The following is a 17,262-nucleotide window of genomic DNA, read 5'->3' as shown; positions in this document are numbered from 1 at the left end:
GGATTTTCCTATTGGTTCGTTTCTTTTTATTAACTTAGTTCTTGCCAACGCAACAAACCATATACAAATACGATATAAAGCATTAAAACGGTTTTATATCAAGTATTAGGCAAACATATGAATAAAGCAATATTTCAAATCTTATTTTGCACAGTACTTATTGTATCCTGTAAAGAAACAAACTCCAAAAGGACGGAACAAAAAACTAAAAAAACTCAATCAGAAAGTCATGCTTTTAGAATGCCTGAATTTAAGCCATTTATTATTGAATTCGATTGGTATAATAGTACTGGAGAAGAGCGGATTTTCAGACTTACAAATGACAGTCTTTTTGTCTATAACCCTAAAAAAAGTTCCGAGCCAGTATTCAAAACAGACAAACTACCTGCTGATTCAATTAAGAAAATAGAAAAAATAAATATCTATGAGCTTAAAACGGACTATACCAGTCCTGGAATTCGGGACGGAGTTCAGATAAGACTTAATTTTACAAAACAAGAAAACACGCGAAAAATTCAGCTTCGGAACTATTACCAGAAGGAGTTAAGCCCAATTATAGAAATGATAAATGAAATTGTGCCAACTGATCATAAGTTTTGGTACGACAAGGAGTGGCTAATGAAATACACACCTAAAGAATAAATACAATTACTAACAAAGCCTAAACGTAATGAGGACTTTAGGGCAAAATCCGAAGGTCTGCGTATATGTATAATGTAGCTAAATCTTTTGGGTTATGCTTTAGACTAAAAAAGAAAAAGCTAAATCAATAGTTTTAGCTTCGGGCGCAGACGGAAACGAAAAGTTTCCTTACTACCGCACTACACTTAGCCAAGACCGTTAAAAGAAACTCTAAAAAATATTTAAACTTACTTACAAACCTTCAACAAATCTTCCAAACTACCGTTAAAATAATTACCATCTACATTGGTTTCAATTCCATTAATCACCATTTTTTCTGTAAACTGATGAAATTTCCAGTCGATATCTTTTAATTTTCTATTGTTAGAATAAGAGGCTATCCAAAGTGGATAATCGTCTACATAGCCTTTTAAAAAATCATTATAATAAGACAAACCTGTATAAATTATGGGTTTTACACCATATTTTTCTTCGGCTAAATTAAGCCAGTTTAAAAGTCCTACTCTTAAATTGGCAGCTCCGTAAGGGCTTTGTTCTTCAATATCTAAAACAGGAAATACATCTCCGTGACTTAATTCAACGTTTCTTGCAAAATTTTCAAATTGAAGCGAAGAGCTTTCACTTGGACGGTAATAATGGTAAGCACCACGAATAAAATGATGCTTCTTGGCATTTTCCCAGTTTCTCTTAAAATGCTTATCGGTACCATCTTTACCCATACTAGCTCTAAATATGATATATTTTATGGGATGTTTGGAGTTGTTAATGTCGTCCCAATCTAAAATGCCATTATAATGAGATAGGTCTATACCAAATGCATAATCGGATTTTGACAAATGTAAATTTTCCTGATTTGCATTTTTGTAATGTGTTATATAATACCTGTTACTAATATCTATCACGATATAGCCAATTAAAAACACAATAACGGCTATTAAATACCGATTGAAATTGTTAGATGATGACGTTTTTCTTTTCAATTAAAACCTTATAATTTATTATTCTCTTTTAATAATTTTTTCTGGTAACGACTTTGAACCACATCCACAATCACTAGAATAGCAATAACAAAATAGAATGTAGTTTTACTCATTGGCACAATTTCATTTTTAAAAATTTTAATATGCGCCAAATGTCCGCCTTCAGTAATAAGCATAATCCCTACAATAAAAAGAATAAAAAGTCCTAATACTTCGTACATACGGTTTTTAGCTAAAAACACAGAGATTCTATCGGCTAAAAAGAGCATTAATAAACCACTACATACTATAGCAATAGCCATAATAATAAAAGCTATGATAGAGTTTTCAATTTCACTGGTTAAGCCTATTGCTGCTAAAATAGAATCAAATGAAAACACCAAATTCATAATAACAATACTTGTAATAACAGCTCCTGCAGTTTTCATACGTTTTGGATCTTCATTATTTTTTGTAAAATCCTGAATCGAAATCATATGCCAGATTTCTTTTAAAGCGGTATAAAGTATAAATCCACCTCCAAATAAGACAATTAAACTATGTCCGTTAAAAGCAAATTCTAATTTTTCTCCAAACTTTGCGGTTAAAAAACTAAATGGCTCTTGGAAATACCCAATAACAGATACTAGCACAAAAAGCAATACTACACGAAGTACTATGGCTATTAAAATACCGTTTTTCCTAACCCGTTTTTGGTCTTCTAAAGGTGCTTTTTTAGATTCTAATGAAATATAAAGCAAATTATCGAAACCTAATACCGCTTGGAGTAGAACCAACATTAATAGAGTAAAAACGTATTCTAACATGTACTAATTATTTTGAAATTAATGATAATAAAATATAAAATATAATAATTACAGGTATTGCTGCAAAATGCAACAAAATTAGACAAAGCACACATAACATTAAAAAGATATAGCGCACTTTATTATTTGTAAAACTATAGTCTTTAAATTTAAGAGCAAACAATTTTACCTTAGAGTTTAAAATATAGCAACTAAAAAAAGTTAAACCTATTAAAAACCAAGGGTTTAAAATAATCGTAGTTATAGTGTTGGAGTTTTGAAACTCTATAATAAGCGGAAGCGATAATATAAGCAACGCATTTGCTGGTGTTGGTAAACCTTTAAAATAAGATTGTTGCTCTATATCTAAATTAAATTTTGCTAAGCGATAGCAAGACCCCAAAGTAATTAGTAAACCTAATAAAGGTAAAAAAGACACTTTGAAACCGTTAAAATGAAACATAGAGTTCCAGTCGGTAGTAGTTTCGGCAAAAGCAGGAGCATCTATAGCTAAACTTATTAACTTAAACATGACAATTCCAGGCACTAATCCGCTAGTCACCATATCGGCAAGAGAATCTAACTGTAATCCAATTTCAGAAGATACATTAAGTTTTCTGGCAAAAAATCCATCGAAAAAATCGAAGAATATACCTAAAAAAACAAAAATAGCTGCGAATACAAAATTACTTTGCACAGCAAAAATAACGGCAATACTGCCACAAAATAAATTAAGCAGCGTAATGATATTTGGAATATGAGCTTTAACAGACATAGAATTGATTTTTTTGTAAAAATAACAAACTAATTACGACCAATACCATACTAGTACAATATACATTCACTTTTTAAGTTTATTATATTGAAAAAATATATCATCTTTGTAAAAAATAAGCTATTGAAATTTTTTTATTGCATTTTAAGTTTACTTTTCTGTTTTACAGCTAATGCGCAAGCCACACGTAAATATTCTAATGAATTTATGAATATTGGTGTAGATGCAGCCGCTTTAGGCATGAGTAACGCTGTTGTGGCCAAAACCAACGACGTTAATTCTGGATATTGGAATCCTGCTGGGCTTACCAAACTGGAAGATAAGCAGCTTGCATTAATGCACAGTAGTTACTTTGCAAATATTGCAAACTACGATTATGCTGCGTTTGCAATGCCATTAGATAACGACAGTGCTTTTGGTATTAGTTTAATTCGTTTTGCGGTGGATGACATTCTAGATACTACAGAGCTTATTGACGACCAGGGAAATGTAAATTACGACCGTATTAATTTATTTTCTACAGCCGATTATGGCTTAACCTTTTCTTATGCCCGTAATTTACCTATTGAAGGTTTACGTTATGGTGTAAATGCTAAAGTGATTAGACGTATTATTGGAGACTTCGCTTCGTCTTGGGGATTTGGATTAGATGCGGCTATTCAGTTTGAAAATGACAATAATTGGAAGTTTGGCGTTATGGCACGAGACATTACAACAACTTTTAATTCGTGGTCTTTTAATGATGAAGCAATTGCCAGAATACAAGATGCTATTGAAGGACAAAACCAAGAACTTCCAGAAACTTCAGAAATTACCATTCCAAAATTACAGTTAGGAGTTAGTAAAAAATATGTGTTTAGATACGATTACAGTCTTGAGGCAGAGTTTGACTTAAACGTTCGTTTTGAACAGAATAATGATATTATTTCGACCTCTTTTGCCAGTATAAATCCGGCTTTAGGATTTGAGTTTGGTTATATAGATATGATTTTCTTAAGAACTGGTGTTGGGAATTTTCAAACCGAAAGACAACTAGACAACTCTGAAACCACTACTTTCCAGCCTAGTTTAGGTGTTGGGTTTAAATATAAAGGTATTGAAGTAGATTATGCCTTTACAGATATTGGAGACCAGAGTATTGCTTTATATTCTAACGTATTTTCTTTAAAAGTAGATTTTAGTTTATTTAGATAAGATGAGAATTTACTATTTAATTATTGGTCTTTTTCTTTTTACTCTACAAAAAAGTTTAGCCCAGTTTCCCCCTTTAAGTTCCGATGCACAAATTAGTGTCCTTACTATTGGACCCGGAGAAAATTTAAATGATAGTTTTGGCCACAGTGCTTTTCGAATTAAAAACGGATTGGAAGATATTGTTTTTGATTACGGTAGATATGATTTCGATACACCAAATTTTTACTTAAAATTTGCGCAGGGCAAATTAAACTACCTTATGGGTAAAACAAATTTCGACTCGTTTTTATACACCTACACTTACTATAACAGAACTGTTAAAGAGCAAGTTTTAAACTTAACCTTTGAAGAAAAACAGGCTTTTTACAACTACCTTATTAACAATTACAATCCCGAAAACAGAGCTTACCTGTATGATTTCTTTTTTGACAATTGTGCTACAAAAATTAGGGATGTTACAAACACTGCTTTAAATAAGCAGATAACCTACAACACACCTAAGTCATTACAAGAAAAAACATTTAGAACGCTTATACAGGATAATTTAGATTATAATTCTTGGGGAAGTTTTGGGATAGATTTAGCTTTGGGATCTATTATAGACCAAAAGGCAAAACCCTATGACTATATGTTTTTACCAGAGTATATTTCAGTGTTTTTTTCTGAAGCTACTAAAACGAATAACATACCTTTAGTTGCAAATACTCGTGTGCTGTACGAAGCTAAAAATAATAGTGAAACTCAATTATTAACTTACGTCACCGGACCATTTGCCGTTTTAGGTATTTTAAGTTTAATTATTTTATTTATAACTTATAATGACTATAAACAATTAAAGCTTACAAAGAGTTTAGATATTATCATCTTTGGTTTAACAGGATTAATAGGTGTTATTTTACTCTTGCTATGGTTTTGGACAGATCACGACATGACGGCTTATAACTATAATTTATTATGGGCAATGCCTTTAAATTTAGTAGCCTTAATAAGCATAAGCCGAAACCGTTTGTCTCTAAAGTTTCAAAAATATGTGATGTTTTTAATACTTATGCTGGTTTTAATGATATTTCATTGGATGGTTGGTGTACAACGCTTCGCTCCTTCTCTTTTCCCTTTAATTATAGCTTTGTTTGCAAGATTCACTTACCTTTTCTACTATTCTAAAAAAAGACAGCTTAAATCTTAAATTTCCGAATCAATATTTAATTAGTGATAATTGATAACTGAAGACTGAAGACTAATTACTGTCCTCTATAAAACACAACGGTACTTAGCGTTTTAAAAATAATATTTAAATCTAGTAAAAAACTTCGGTGTTTAATATAATACAAATCATACTGAAGCTTTACCAGACTATCATCCAAACTAGAACCATAGCGGGATTTTACTTGTGCCCAACCTGTTAAACCTGGTTTCACAATATGTCGGGTCTGGTAAAATGGAATATTATGAGACAATTCTTTCACAAACTTAGGACGTTCTGGTCTTGGTCCAATAACACTCATATCTCCTTTTAGTATATTATAAAATTGAGGTAATTCGTCTAACCTCGATTTTCTTAAAAAACGACCAAATTTAGTGACACGTTTATCATTTTTTGTAGCCCAGACTGCACCATGCTCTTCTGCATTAACAATCATAGATCTTAGCTTATAAATTTTAAATGGCTTAGCATTTTTACCAACTCGTAATTGCGTGTAAAGCATTGGACCTCTGTTAGCTAATAGGTTTCCTATTAAAACTATAGGTAGAAAAATGACTGAAAAACATAGCCCCACAATTGCAATCAATACATCTAAAAATCTCCTGCTCGCTAAATAAAGTCGGTTTTGATTATTTCTACTAAAAGGGAAATATTTATAAAAATCTTTACCTACAAATTGAACCGGAACACGAAACATCATATCCTCATAAGCCTGAGTATATTCTTTAATAGGAAATCCGCTCTCAAGAAGTAGTAACAAATCCTCGTACAATTTTGATGTAATAGCTTCCGAATTATAGGTGGCTATAACGACCTCTGAGATAGCTTCTTTTTTAATAACTTCAATTAATTGATTAGGTTTAAACTCTAAGATATCATTTACAGAGTCAACCTCATTTGCAGAATTTTCACAATTTATATAACCTACAATTACATAATTTGGATCTGCAGATTGCAATGTTTTATATATACTACTAATATTAGACATCTCTCCAACTAAAAGTACTCGCTTATAAAATCTTGGTGATGAAATGAGCTTGATATACGCATAGCGCCAGATGAGCAAAGTGCCAAAAATAGTCAAGAAAAAATATAAGATTTGTATACGGTTATCGGGTAAGGATGGCGTGTAATAAGGTGTAAGCACATAAAACAAAACTGTGGTTGATGTGGTGACCATAATACTAGTGAGTATGGTTTCCAGACGACTTGATTTTTGCAAATCGTACATCTCAAAAATAGTCCCGAAAAGAGTGATATAGAAAAACAAAACTAGGTTTTCTATAATGTGATTAGAATCTAATTCAAAATATGAAAAACCAAATAACTGATTAATTATAAAAAAAGAAAAGCATATTAAGATTACATCGAATATTCTTAAAAGAATTTTACGTTCTGAAACCTCAAAATGTATGTTTTTTTTATCAGTCAACACTTAAAATTTAAAGCCTATAAATGTACACTATTAGATTTTAAAGGGCAATACTTAAATTTAGGTATATAAAAGGCAAATATTAAGTCAATAATGCCTTCCATTTATAGTTTACAATTTTCCAATCGTATTCCTTAGATGTCTTAATCGCTTCTAAAATAATTTTATGTCTTAAGTCAGTATTATGATGCAATCTTAAAATAGCTTGAGTAAAGGCTTTGACATCATTAGGTGAAACTAACAAACCATTTTTTTCTGAAGTTACCAAATAAGGTAATCCACCAACATTAGTACTTATTACAGGAAAACCTAAAGCCATAGCTTCTATAATGCTTACCGGGAGATTATCAAAATTCGTGGTATTTATAAAATAATTATAATCTTTAGACAAGTTTATCCATTCAGATTTTTCTAATTTTCCTGTAAATTTTATATCTAAATTCAGGGTTTGTGCTAGAAATTTTGTGCGCTCTAGAGAGCCGTCATTATCCGGGCCAACCATACAAAGCGAAGCATTATAACCTAAACCTTTCAATTCATTTAAAACATGTACCGCCAGTTCTGGATGGTATAATTTAGAAAACGAACGTACCCATAACAGCTGAATGTCTTCATAATTTTTAGAAACTACCGGATAATTATCTATATCAATACTGTTAGGAATAACCTCTATATTATAAAACCCCTTCAACTTAAAAGCATCTTTAGTATAATTTGATGGCGCTACATTTTTATAAGCGTTATTAAAAATAAGCTCACTTAATTTAGGGTTGGAGTTTAAGCGCTCTGGTAAATTACCTCCATGAAGTATTGGAATATAGTTAAGCTTAAAAACCCTGCATAACTGGCTTATTATTAAAGCATAATAAAAATTAGAGGTACTATAAGTGTCTATTAAAACATAATCAACCTTTCGGAACTGTGTTATTAATACACAAATCATATCCCACAATCTCAAAACCTTATTTTGTTTAGATGACGCGTAAATAAGCCTATACCCCAACTCCTCTAAGCCTCTACCCAAAGTTTCAATAGTGGTAAGCGTCTTATTCTTCTGCGATAGCTTGTTGCCTATGTAAAGTAGGGTTTTCATTTGTATAGTTTAGTAAAGTTAGCGCATAGATAAATGCTGGTGCTGCAATACGCATAGAGGAATGATTTATGGTTAAAAACCAAAAGATATAAAATGGAAAGAAAAATATGTTTCTTCTATGCTTTAAATGAAAAAATAATGGAACAATCAAAATGATACTAAAGGCGATTAAACCAAGTAAACCATGTTCTGCGATTATTCTACTCATTTCATTATGTGATGCCACGTGTAAACCTGAACGTTCAAAACGTACTTGCTTAACTCTTCCAACACCAATTCCAAAAAAAGGGTTTTCTACAAATTCTTTTAACTCAAATGCAAATAAATCACTCCTACCTGTAGATATATCTTCTTTTTTTATTCCTCTAGCATTTTCATTAGCATATCTATTTTCAATATAACCATTAGTTTGTATTGTAGATATACTCCAGATTATATAGCCAACAATAACGAAAACTAGTCCAGAAATTGCAATACTTCTTTTTTGTTTACCATTTGTAGTTAAAAATAAAAAAAACAAAAATGACAAAATCATCAAAATAGCTGTAATAACTCCTCCTCGACTAAAGGTCACTATAGCCCTGAAAGAAAATAAAACAAATAATATTAAGTCCAATATTTTATCAAAATTATTTTTACTATAATAAAAGAACTTTATTGTCATGATAAACATTGCTATTCCTAATACTGTAGCTACCTGATTAGGCCCAAAACCACCAGATGTTGAAAAATTAGAACCTGTACCACCTACTACTTCTGAAACATTCGGATTGAATACAAATAAATACGTTAAAATGCTTATTAATGGATATAGAAAGTGTCTTAAAAGATTTAACATTTCTTTTTTAGAAATTCTCAGACCAAATGTAAAAATTGCTGCTATACCTAAACAATAAGGTCCACTCAAATTAAATGCGATTGCCTTCCTAACATTTAATCCATAATCCACTTCATAAAGAGTGATATAAACTCCAGGTATTAAAAGAAAAAGATAAAAAATATAAGCAAAACTTTTAACATTAATTCCTCTTTCATAAATACCACAAAGAGAAAATAAGATTATTACATATTTACTAGCTTCATAAAAAATAGTTCCACCAGACATCCTAAATAAAACTTCTACACTTACAACATAAGCACAGCCATAGAGAAAAATTAAAGGCTTATGGTTAGCAGACGTGTTAGCTGCCTTTCTAAAAAAATAAACTAAAATTAAAACTAAATAAATATCTCCAAAAGACCTAAAATAATACATAAAAACGCCCAATAAAGCATGTAATCCAATAGTTCTTAAGAATGAAAAATTCATATTATTTTTTGTATACGTTTATTACTTTCGTAATTATTTGTTCCAATAAAAAATTATTTCTTACCTTTTTCTGTAGTGAATTGCCGAAAGAAGATCCTAAAATGGGATTTCTTGCTAAATTCTCTAAGCTTTCTGCAAATTCTTGAGGATTTTGAGCACTTACAAGTATACCATTTTCATGAGTTGTAATAACTTTACTACAATCACCAACATTGGTACATACCACAGGAAGACTCATATAGCCATATTCTAATAATGCTAGAGGTAGACCTTCAGATTTTGAAGCCAATACTGCTATTTTTGCTTGTTTTAGTATTTGAAACGTATCATTCCTACTTCCGTAAATACTTACAGCGTTCTCTAGTCTTAAGTCTATAATAAGTTGTTTAATTTCAGCAGAATAGTCATCATTAAAATCCTTACCTATTAAATGTAAACTATATTTCGGATGTGCCGTGTAAAAAAGATGAAATGCATTTATAAGATTCATATGGTCCTTTTGTGGACGCAAATTTGCCAAACAAACAATTCTGTAACCGTCTTCCCCAGTTAAAACTGTTTCCACAGGCTGATTTGAAAAGGAAACAAAATTTTCTAAATAAGAGGTCTTTTTAAAGCCTAATTCATTTTTAGACCACTCCACTAACTTATCATTTACCGAAAAGATATAATTGATAAAAAATGTACAAAATTTTAAAGCCCATTTTGGTCGTTCATTTAAATAGTCACTTTTTCCATAATGATCGTGCCATATAATTTTAACTCGTGCTCCCAAAAGTTTTACCATTACCGCAGTAAAAATAGAAGTGCTGTGCGCATGAATAATAGCTATACGATGTTTTTTAATAAACCGTTTTAAAACAATTAAGGCCTTTAAATCTATGGTTTTCTTCTTATTTAAAAACAAATAATGTTCAACAGTTTTAATGCTAGTCTTTAGCAGTCCTTCTTTTCTGGTAACACACAAATAAGAGCCATCTATGTGGTCCTGCAACCCATTGGCAAAATTAACCGCCACACGTTCTGCACCACCAGCATCTAAAGAATCTATAAGTTGTAATACCCGCATTAGTTCTGTAATAGTTTTTTTATTTCGCTTTCAAAATAATCTAAAGTATAGTGTTGAGACCACTCTAAACCATTTTTAGACATCTGCTCAAAGGTATTCTTTTGTTTTAAATAGTTCAAAATTTCTTGTGTAGCTTCTCCTAAGTTGGGTTCTATTAGTATACCTCTACCTCCTTCTCCTAACATAAATGGGACACAGGAGATTCTTGTAGATATAGGGATTACACCATAAAACATAGCTTCTGCCAGAACTTTAGGCCAACCTTCAGACTTTGAGGCTAATATTAAAAAATGACTCGTTTCTAAATAGCTTTTAATGGTCTCTTTCGTCTCATTTCCATGAATATGAATATCCTCTAAATCATGTTCTGAAATATAGGTTTCTAATTTTGGTCTTAAAACTCCATCGCCAAACAGATCTAAGGAACAATCTATACCTTTTTTTTGAAGAGCTTCTATTATTTGAATGCTAAGTAGCGGACGCTTGCCCTCTACCAAACTTCCTATACTTAAAAAACGAAGTTTCTTAGTATAATCTTTAGTACTAAATGCAATTTTTTCATCATTTTTAAAAGTTGCCGTAAAAAAAGAACGAATATTTCTGGTCTGATTCTTCCATTGCCCGTAAACCAAAACGGTCATGTTTTTTGTTAAAGCAGTATGACTCAAAATATACTTTTGCAATCTGTAGCTTCTGGGTTGTCGGGCTTTCGGGTCCCAATTCCCTGCATATTTAGCCGTTTTTGCTTTATTCGGAAAAAAAATCTGAACAAAACACCCCAATAGGCCAATATTCCCTGGGCATCGTAAATGAATATGATCTGCTCTACGACATGCACCAAATAGGCGATATAAAATAAATGGTAATACTAAAAGCGAACGTATCATGTTAACAACAGAGGTTAACGAAATTTCAGGGATTTTTGTAAATTTTAGTGTAGTATGACGATATGCCAAATCTATTTTACCTATCTCAGAATTAACTAATGGCGCAACAACCTCAACAGAATCTACATACTTAAGCCATAAATTCATCTCCCTTACATACGGTGCATAAGCATATAATTGTCCCGATTCCTTTTTATGGGTTGCGTGAGAAATAATTAAAAAGCGCATTAGTGTGTTTTTGGAGAATTAAACCACAAAGATAACCAACCCGCCAGTCTTCCTAAAGTTTCAGTAAAGGCTTCTTTCTTTTTATTTGAAGTGACGATATTAGAGGCACGTAACAATGTTAACAGAAATGCAGTAAAATGCCATTTAAAGACTGCTTTAATAGTTGGTTTTGCATGTTTAACACGCCACACATACCAACCGTTCCGAATAACCATTTTACCGTAATGGTACTGATTTGGTCGTCCTGAAGCCTCATGATAATGCTCTAAGTTAGCGTTTGTATTGACGTAAAGTGGTCCTTTTTTAGACAAACGTAATGTAAAATCGGCATCTTCATACAAACCATAACCTTCAAAATAAGTAGAAAATTTTTGGATATTAAAGACCTCTGTTCTAAAAGACGATACGCCACCCATAAGCTGTTCTACTTCATATATTTTACCGCTTGGTGGTAAAAAACTAATAGATCTTCCGTGCGAAAAGCTAGGCAAATTTCCAGGTCTGGTGTCTGGCGCTAAGCCAAATTTTCGTCTTAGTTTAAATCGGCTTGGCTCGTTACGCATAAAGCCATCATAATAAAATTTGTTTGGATTGTTTTTAGCGTCACTTTTTTCCCACTTGACTTCATTGGTAATATATCCACCAACGCCTAAAGCTTCAGGATATAGCGTATAGGTATTTAGAAGCTGTTTAAAATAATCTTTATCTAAAATCGTATCATCATCTAAAAAACAAACAATTTCCGTAGTCGTCGAAAGCTTAGATATACCAAAATTTCGCTGTTTTGTTAAACCACGATTAACATCATCTACCAAAAAATAACGTAAATTTTTATAGTTTTTTGTTTTTAAAAGTTGGCGCGTATCTTCATTTTTAGAACCATCAACAATAATAATATCGTTAGGGTAACAACTTTGTTGCTCTACAGAGTCTAATAACGTGCAAAGCGGCTTAGCACGCATATAAGTACAAATTATTAATGTAAAGTGCATTGAATTCATACTGTGTTATAATGTTGCTGTATCGTTTTAAAAAATGAAACCCGTTCCAACCGGTTTAACCATAAATTACGATTTCGTTGCTGTAAACTTATAAATTCTTCATGGGTTAAAGACTGGTGAAAAGCTTGTAACTTATCTTCAATATTAAAAATATCCTTCTCTTCTAGTATTACAGCATGTTTATGCCAATCTATAAGATCTTCTAAAGGTAATTTACAATCTGTATTAATAAGCACTGGTATTCTTCCCATCGCTAAAGTTTCATAAAAACGTACCGAAAAATTTCCTGCACCTCGTATACAGAAGGTATATCCGTTTTCACTCATATTTTTGTAAAACTCTAAACTCGTTTGTTCTTTAGCTATAGTGGAATTTACACCTGCTCTATAATGAGTCCTATATATAAAATTAGTGGATAATGTTGGGCAATGTTCTAAGTGTTTTAAATACTTAGCGCGATTATAACCAGAAGGATAAAAAGGATTCAAATCACTTTTTTCATGAGTTAATATAATTCTTGCTTGAGTTTTAAGATAAACAAACCATTCTTTAGCCCATTTTTTTAATCCACTTTGAGCATGACCAACAAAACCAATAGTAGGCTGTTCTGTTTTATGGACAGTAAAAAAGCTTTTATTTAGTTTTAAATAAGGATCATTTATAAAGGATGGAATAATTACTGTGTTGCTACTTAATCGAGACGCATAACCACTTAACCTAAAAGTGATATAATCCGGTTTTAAAGTATAACCAAAATCTCCTGAGGTGTAAATCCAAACCGGTTTGTTATGTTGCTCTGCACACGCTTTTAACCTTGTATAGGCAACTTTATGTTTTACAAAAGCATTAAAATGAATGGGAAACACAACAACATCTGCTTTAGCAATATCAGTTTCTAAAGCATAATAATCCTTTAAAGCGTCGTTTTTTAATATACAGATATCAAACAATAGAGGAAACAACTGCTTCCTGTAAGTTTCATTAATAAAGTTTTGATCTGTATAAAGTTTAAGCATTAATGGTCTGACTTAATTGTTTGGCATAAAATACACTTTTATCCCAAGATTTTCTGAATTTTTTCAAATTTCGAAAGATAAGTAAAGGGTTATTTTTTCCGTACATTTTAATAAACAAAAAGAGTTTGTAACCTTTAATTTGCTTTGTTGTAAAATGTTTATAAAACAACACTAGCATGGTAGGCGATGGTTTAGGCTGTATGGTACTGTTATTCCATAATTTTGGTATTGGCTGTCTAAAACCACCTATTGGCGCTTTTAAATGGGTTAAATGCAGTTCTGGAGCAAAGGTAATATCGTAACCAAGTTGTCTTATTTTAGCACCATAATCTGTATCTTCTCCAAAACCAAATTCAAATGCTGTATCAAAATTTATTTGTTTGGCTATACTTGCTTTAACGAAGCTTGAACCAGAACCAAAAATAAATGTTTGTCCTGTTTTGTTATAGTTCTGTTTTTGATTTGGCTGTAAACATGAATAATTTATGGCTTGAGAGCCTGTATCAGTAATTTTTTCAAAAGTATCTTCAAATAAAGACGCAGAAAATCTAATATCATCATCCGCAAAAAAAACCCATTCATGTTCTAAATGTTGCAGTGCACTATTTCTGGCATTACAAACCCCTAAAGTGTGTGTAAACTTATGTGTTATTTTAAATGGCCATTCTTGATTACTTAAATAATCTAATTCTGAAGATTGATTCCTATCACCATTTTGCTCTACAATAATAACCTGTTTTGGTAGTATAGTCTGTTGTTTTAAATCTTCTAAAACATTTAAAAGGTATGATTTTCTCCCTATAGTCGGAATAACAACATCAATGTGTTTATGTAATTGATCTGCTTTCTGAGAGTTTATTTTAGTTGTGTTAAATGACTTTAAAATTTCTTTTTGTTTTATAAAACAACTGCGCAGAAAAGCTATTAAGGGTATTTTTCTTTCAAAAACTATAAGATTTAGTAGTAATATCCAAGACCAAACCCATTTATAATGTTCTCGTACAAAACAAAAAAGTTCTGAGTTGGATATCTTAACTTCTTCTACTAATTTATAATTTGGATGCAATAATTTAGGTTCCGAATAACAATAAAGTCCTTCAATTTGATAGTTTTTAGCTATACTATTTAAATTATAAGTAAAAGACTTATTTTTATTTAACGCTTGTTGTAGTTTTAGAATGGTTTGAGCATGCATTGCTCCTACTTGACTAGACATGAGATAAGTCCCGTAAGTATTTGCTTTGCCAAATTTTAAACAAATAGAACGTTCTAAATATTCAATCTTATCAGATGAATAATAGCTATCATCTGTATTAAAAGTAGCTAAAACATATTGGTGATGAAATATATCCGATAATTTTTCAACCTGTAGACTATTTATTAAATCTTCATGGCACCAGACAATTAACTCATTTTTAAATTTCTCAGCTAAAGCAATAACACAAGCGGTAATATTATTTTGAGATTTAAAATTGATAGCTACAGGTTTTAAATTTGCGTTTAAAACCTGTTTAACCTCTTTATAATTATGAGTTACAATAATCATTAAGCCTCAATTTTTATAAATGGTTTGTTTCCTATAATAGCTGCATATTTGGAAAAAGCACTGGAATACATCGGGTTAATTTTTAAAAAATAAACGTTTTGACTTTCAGCAATCATAAAGAAATCTACTAATGTTTTTAAATGTGCTTCAATTTCAGCCTGAGATGTATAACTATCCATATGGAAAGGTGTTCCTTTTACTGTTTGAGTAGTTGTATTTTGCAATGCATAAGATAAAAACAAACTACTGTCCGAGAATACGTATACTTTCTCGACATGAGTAGATTGAATGTAATCTATTTTAACCTTTAATTGCTCTAATAACACTGTACGTTCTTCTTCTGAAATAATGAGAGAGGTTGAGTCCTGAAAGTCGCCCATAATGCTAGTAAATCGGGTATGGATACTAATATAGGGTTCTGGTTCTAAATCTAACAATGCTTTCTTAAGTTGTGATGATTGTTTAAATAAATGGTTAAAATGAGTACGCCATAGATGCTCTAACGCTTTACCACTTTTAGTTGGGTTGGTTTTAGACAGATAATCGATGTTTGCATAAACCAAAAATGTTTGTTTTGACGAAGATTTTATAAGTTCTAGTGGATCTAAATCAAATTGATTGATAACATTAATCAACTGAGTAGTCTTAGACAATCCAGTTTCAGTTTCATCGATGCGCCATTCAAAAGCATTGGGTTCTAGAAATAAGTCTAAATTAAACGGATGACTAAACTGTATAAAAAAATCGTAATTTAATTGTCGTGCTACATCATAGAAAGAGATTATCCCCTTAAGTCTATCTACCAAGCCACCATGAGGTACCTGTCCGTTAAAACAAACAATAATTCGTTTGTTTGCATCTGGATGTTTAGATTTAGATTGCTTCATGTGAAATTTCATTAATTTGAAATTTCTTCGTTGCTGCCCTAAATATGTTTTTAAACGTTTAAGCATTTGCAATAATCGACTTATAGTAGTCTATATTTATGGATGCTAGCTTTGTTATATCAAACTTACCTTCTACGTGTTTCCTTGCTTCAGCACCAATTGTGTGACCTAGTTCTTTAGCAGTAAAAAGATTTAAAATGTGTTTGGCATAGGTATTAATATCTGTTGGATGCACCAAAAAACCATTCTTCTCATGGACTATAAGTTCTTGCGCCCAGCCTATATTGGTATTTACCACTGGTTTTTGTAAAGCCATACTTTCTATAGTGACCATGCCTAAGGTTTCGGCAAAACTAGGAAATACACAAACATGTGCCTTTTTAATGTGGTTTTGTACCTCTGCATAAGGTATTTTCCCTAAATAATTAACCTGTTTTAAGGCTGCTTTAGAGAAGATTTGTTCTATCAATTTATAAGTTGAAGCTTCGCCAGTTTTAATATCTTTAGAATCGCCTCCAATTAGAGTTAAGCTTGCATTCGGAGTTGTTTCAATAATTGTATTAAAAATTTCAGCCAGCTCAAAAACACCTTTTTTTCGAATGATTGTTCCAATATAAAGCAAACTTTGGTTTATATAGTCTAAAGGCTTTTCATTATTAAACTGTTCTAGTTGTAAACCGTAATGAATTGTTTTTATTTTTCTTCGGTCTAATCCAAATATCTTAGCTGTTTCCTCACCTGCATAGCTGGTTGGTGCTATATAGGCTTTTGCTCTATTTAGTGCTAACTTTTCAAACATGAAATTTTTAAATTTCTGTTTTCGACCATCTAATTTACAGAAATAGGCATCACTTCCATGAAATCGAATAATAAGCGGCGCTTTTAATTTCATAAAAGCAGTAATTCCTGTCCAATCTGGAGCTTCTACAAGATCAATATTTTGCTCTAAAATTGCATTGTTTAAATACTTCTGAAGGAATTTTCGGTACTTATAAAAGGTTGCAAATGTATAGACTCGGGTTTTTATAAGATGAATGTGAACACCTTCTTCCATATAAACCGCGTCTTCATTTTGGTGATACACAAAAATACTCACTCTCACTCCTTTCTTAACTAAAGTTACAGCAAGATTTTTAATGCTGGTCGCAATTCCTGCTGCGTGTTTAACGCGAGAACTTGGATATTCTGATGTAAGGTAAGCGATGTGCAACATT

The 17,262-nt window shown here is 31.5% G+C and carries 16 protein-coding genes; 3 read left to right on the top strand and 13 right to left on the bottom strand.

Annotation, left to right across the window (positions count from 1 at the left end; genetic code table 11):
- Window positions 1-117: 117 nt before the first annotated feature.
- A complete protein-coding gene (locus C7H52_RS12790; RefSeq protein ID WP_106464293.1) occupies window positions 118-642 on the top strand; it encodes a hypothetical protein in 525 nt (174 codons plus the stop codon).
- Between the two features lie 227 nt (window positions 643-869).
- Here C7H52_RS12790 and C7H52_RS12785 read toward each other — a convergent pair whose 3' ends face one another.
- Genes C7H52_RS12785 through C7H52_RS12775 form a run of 3 tightly spaced genes read right to left on the bottom strand, consistent with a single transcriptional unit; the run spans window position 870 to window position 3,182 of the window.
- Window positions 870-1,622, bottom strand: coding sequence for a glycoside hydrolase family 25 protein (locus C7H52_RS12785; RefSeq protein ID WP_106464292.1), 753 nt, complete (start codon window positions 1,620-1,622; stop codon window positions 870-872).
- An 8-nt stretch (window positions 1,623-1,630) separates the two neighbouring features.
- On the bottom strand, window positions 1,631-2,428 hold the full coding sequence (locus tag C7H52_RS12780) for a TerC family protein (protein ID WP_106464291.1): 798 nt from the start codon (window positions 2,426-2,428) through the stop codon (window positions 1,631-1,633).
- A 7-nt stretch (window positions 2,429-2,435) separates the two neighbouring features.
- Window positions 2,436-3,182: a CDP-alcohol phosphatidyltransferase family protein gene (locus C7H52_RS12775; RefSeq protein ID WP_106464290.1), complete on the bottom strand. Its 747-nt coding sequence runs from the start codon at window positions 3,180-3,182 to the stop codon at window positions 2,436-2,438.
- A 123-nt stretch (window positions 3,183-3,305) separates the two neighbouring features.
- Between C7H52_RS12775 and C7H52_RS12770 the strand changes: the two genes are divergently transcribed.
- Both C7H52_RS12770 and C7H52_RS12765 read left to right on the top strand, forming a co-directional pair.
- On the top strand, window positions 3,306-4,376 hold the full coding sequence (locus C7H52_RS12770; RefSeq protein WP_106464289.1) for a putative type IX sorting system protein PorV2: 1,071 nt from the start codon (window positions 3,306-3,308) through the stop codon (window positions 4,374-4,376).
- Between the two features lies 1 nt (window position 4,377).
- Window positions 4,378-5,562, top strand: coding sequence for a lipoprotein N-acyltransferase Lnb domain-containing protein (locus C7H52_RS12765; protein WP_106464288.1), 1,185 nt, complete (start codon window positions 4,378-4,380; stop codon window positions 5,560-5,562).
- Between the two features lie 55 nt (window positions 5,563-5,617).
- On the opposite strand, the gene C7H52_RS12760 is transcribed toward C7H52_RS12765, so the two are convergent.
- From C7H52_RS12760 to C7H52_RS12715, 10 genes are all read right to left on the bottom strand, one after another.
- On the bottom strand, window positions 5,618-7,015 hold the full coding sequence (locus C7H52_RS12760) for a sugar transferase (RefSeq protein WP_317045581.1): 1,398 nt from the start codon (window positions 7,013-7,015) through the stop codon (window positions 5,618-5,620).
- Window positions 7,016-7,094: 79 nt separating this feature from the next.
- A complete protein-coding gene (locus C7H52_RS12755; RefSeq protein WP_106464286.1) occupies window positions 7,095-8,105 on the bottom strand; it encodes a glycosyltransferase family 4 protein in 1,011 nt (336 codons plus the stop codon).
- Window positions 8,059-9,414, bottom strand: coding sequence for an O-antigen ligase family protein (locus C7H52_RS12750; RefSeq protein WP_106464285.1), 1,356 nt, complete (start codon window positions 9,412-9,414; stop codon window positions 8,059-8,061). The genes C7H52_RS12755 and C7H52_RS12750 overlap by 47 nt, the downstream gene beginning before the upstream one ends.
- A 1-nt stretch (window position 9,415) precedes the next feature.
- Window positions 9,416-10,483: a glycosyltransferase gene (locus C7H52_RS12745; protein ID WP_106464284.1), complete on the bottom strand. Its 1,068-nt coding sequence runs from the start codon at window positions 10,481-10,483 to the stop codon at window positions 9,416-9,418.
- Window positions 10,483-11,598, bottom strand: a complete 1,116-nt coding sequence (locus C7H52_RS12740; RefSeq protein ID WP_106464283.1) for a glycosyltransferase — start codon at window positions 11,596-11,598, stop codon at window positions 10,483-10,485. Before C7H52_RS12740 ends, C7H52_RS12745 begins: the two co-directional genes overlap by 1 nt.
- Complete coding sequence (locus C7H52_RS12735) at window positions 11,598-12,590, bottom strand: glycosyltransferase family 2 protein (RefSeq protein WP_106464331.1); 993 nt, start codon at window positions 12,588-12,590, stop codon at window positions 11,598-11,600. Before C7H52_RS12735 ends, C7H52_RS12740 begins: the two co-directional genes overlap by 1 nt.
- 5 nt (window positions 12,591-12,595) lie before the next feature.
- Window positions 12,596-13,615: an exostosin domain-containing protein gene (locus C7H52_RS12730; RefSeq protein WP_106464282.1), complete on the bottom strand. Its 1,020-nt coding sequence runs from the start codon at window positions 13,613-13,615 to the stop codon at window positions 12,596-12,598.
- On the bottom strand, window positions 13,608-15,161 hold the full coding sequence (locus tag C7H52_RS12725; RefSeq protein WP_106464281.1) for a glycosyltransferase family 2 protein: 1,554 nt from the start codon (window positions 15,159-15,161) through the stop codon (window positions 13,608-13,610). The genes C7H52_RS12730 and C7H52_RS12725 overlap by 8 nt, the downstream gene beginning before the upstream one ends.
- Window positions 15,161-16,048 carry an O-fucosyltransferase family protein gene (locus tag C7H52_RS12720; protein ID WP_221405040.1) on the bottom strand — a complete coding sequence of 296 codons (888 nt, stop codon included), beginning with the start codon at window positions 16,046-16,048 and terminating at the stop codon, window positions 15,161-15,163. Before C7H52_RS12720 ends, C7H52_RS12725 begins: the two co-directional genes overlap by 1 nt.
- 58 nt (window positions 16,049-16,106) lie before the next feature.
- Window positions 16,107-17,261, bottom strand: coding sequence for a glycosyltransferase family 4 protein (locus C7H52_RS12715; RefSeq protein ID WP_317045580.1), 1,155 nt, complete (start codon window positions 17,259-17,261; stop codon window positions 16,107-16,109).
- Between the last annotated feature and the right edge of the window lies 1 nt (window position 17,262).

It is taken from the genome of Aurantibacter aestuarii, assembly GCF_003008425.1.
GTDB lineage: Bacteria > Bacteroidota > Bacteroidia > Flavobacteriales > Flavobacteriaceae > Aurantibacter > Aurantibacter aestuarii.
This window is presented reverse-complemented; position numbering and strand designations above follow the sequence as displayed.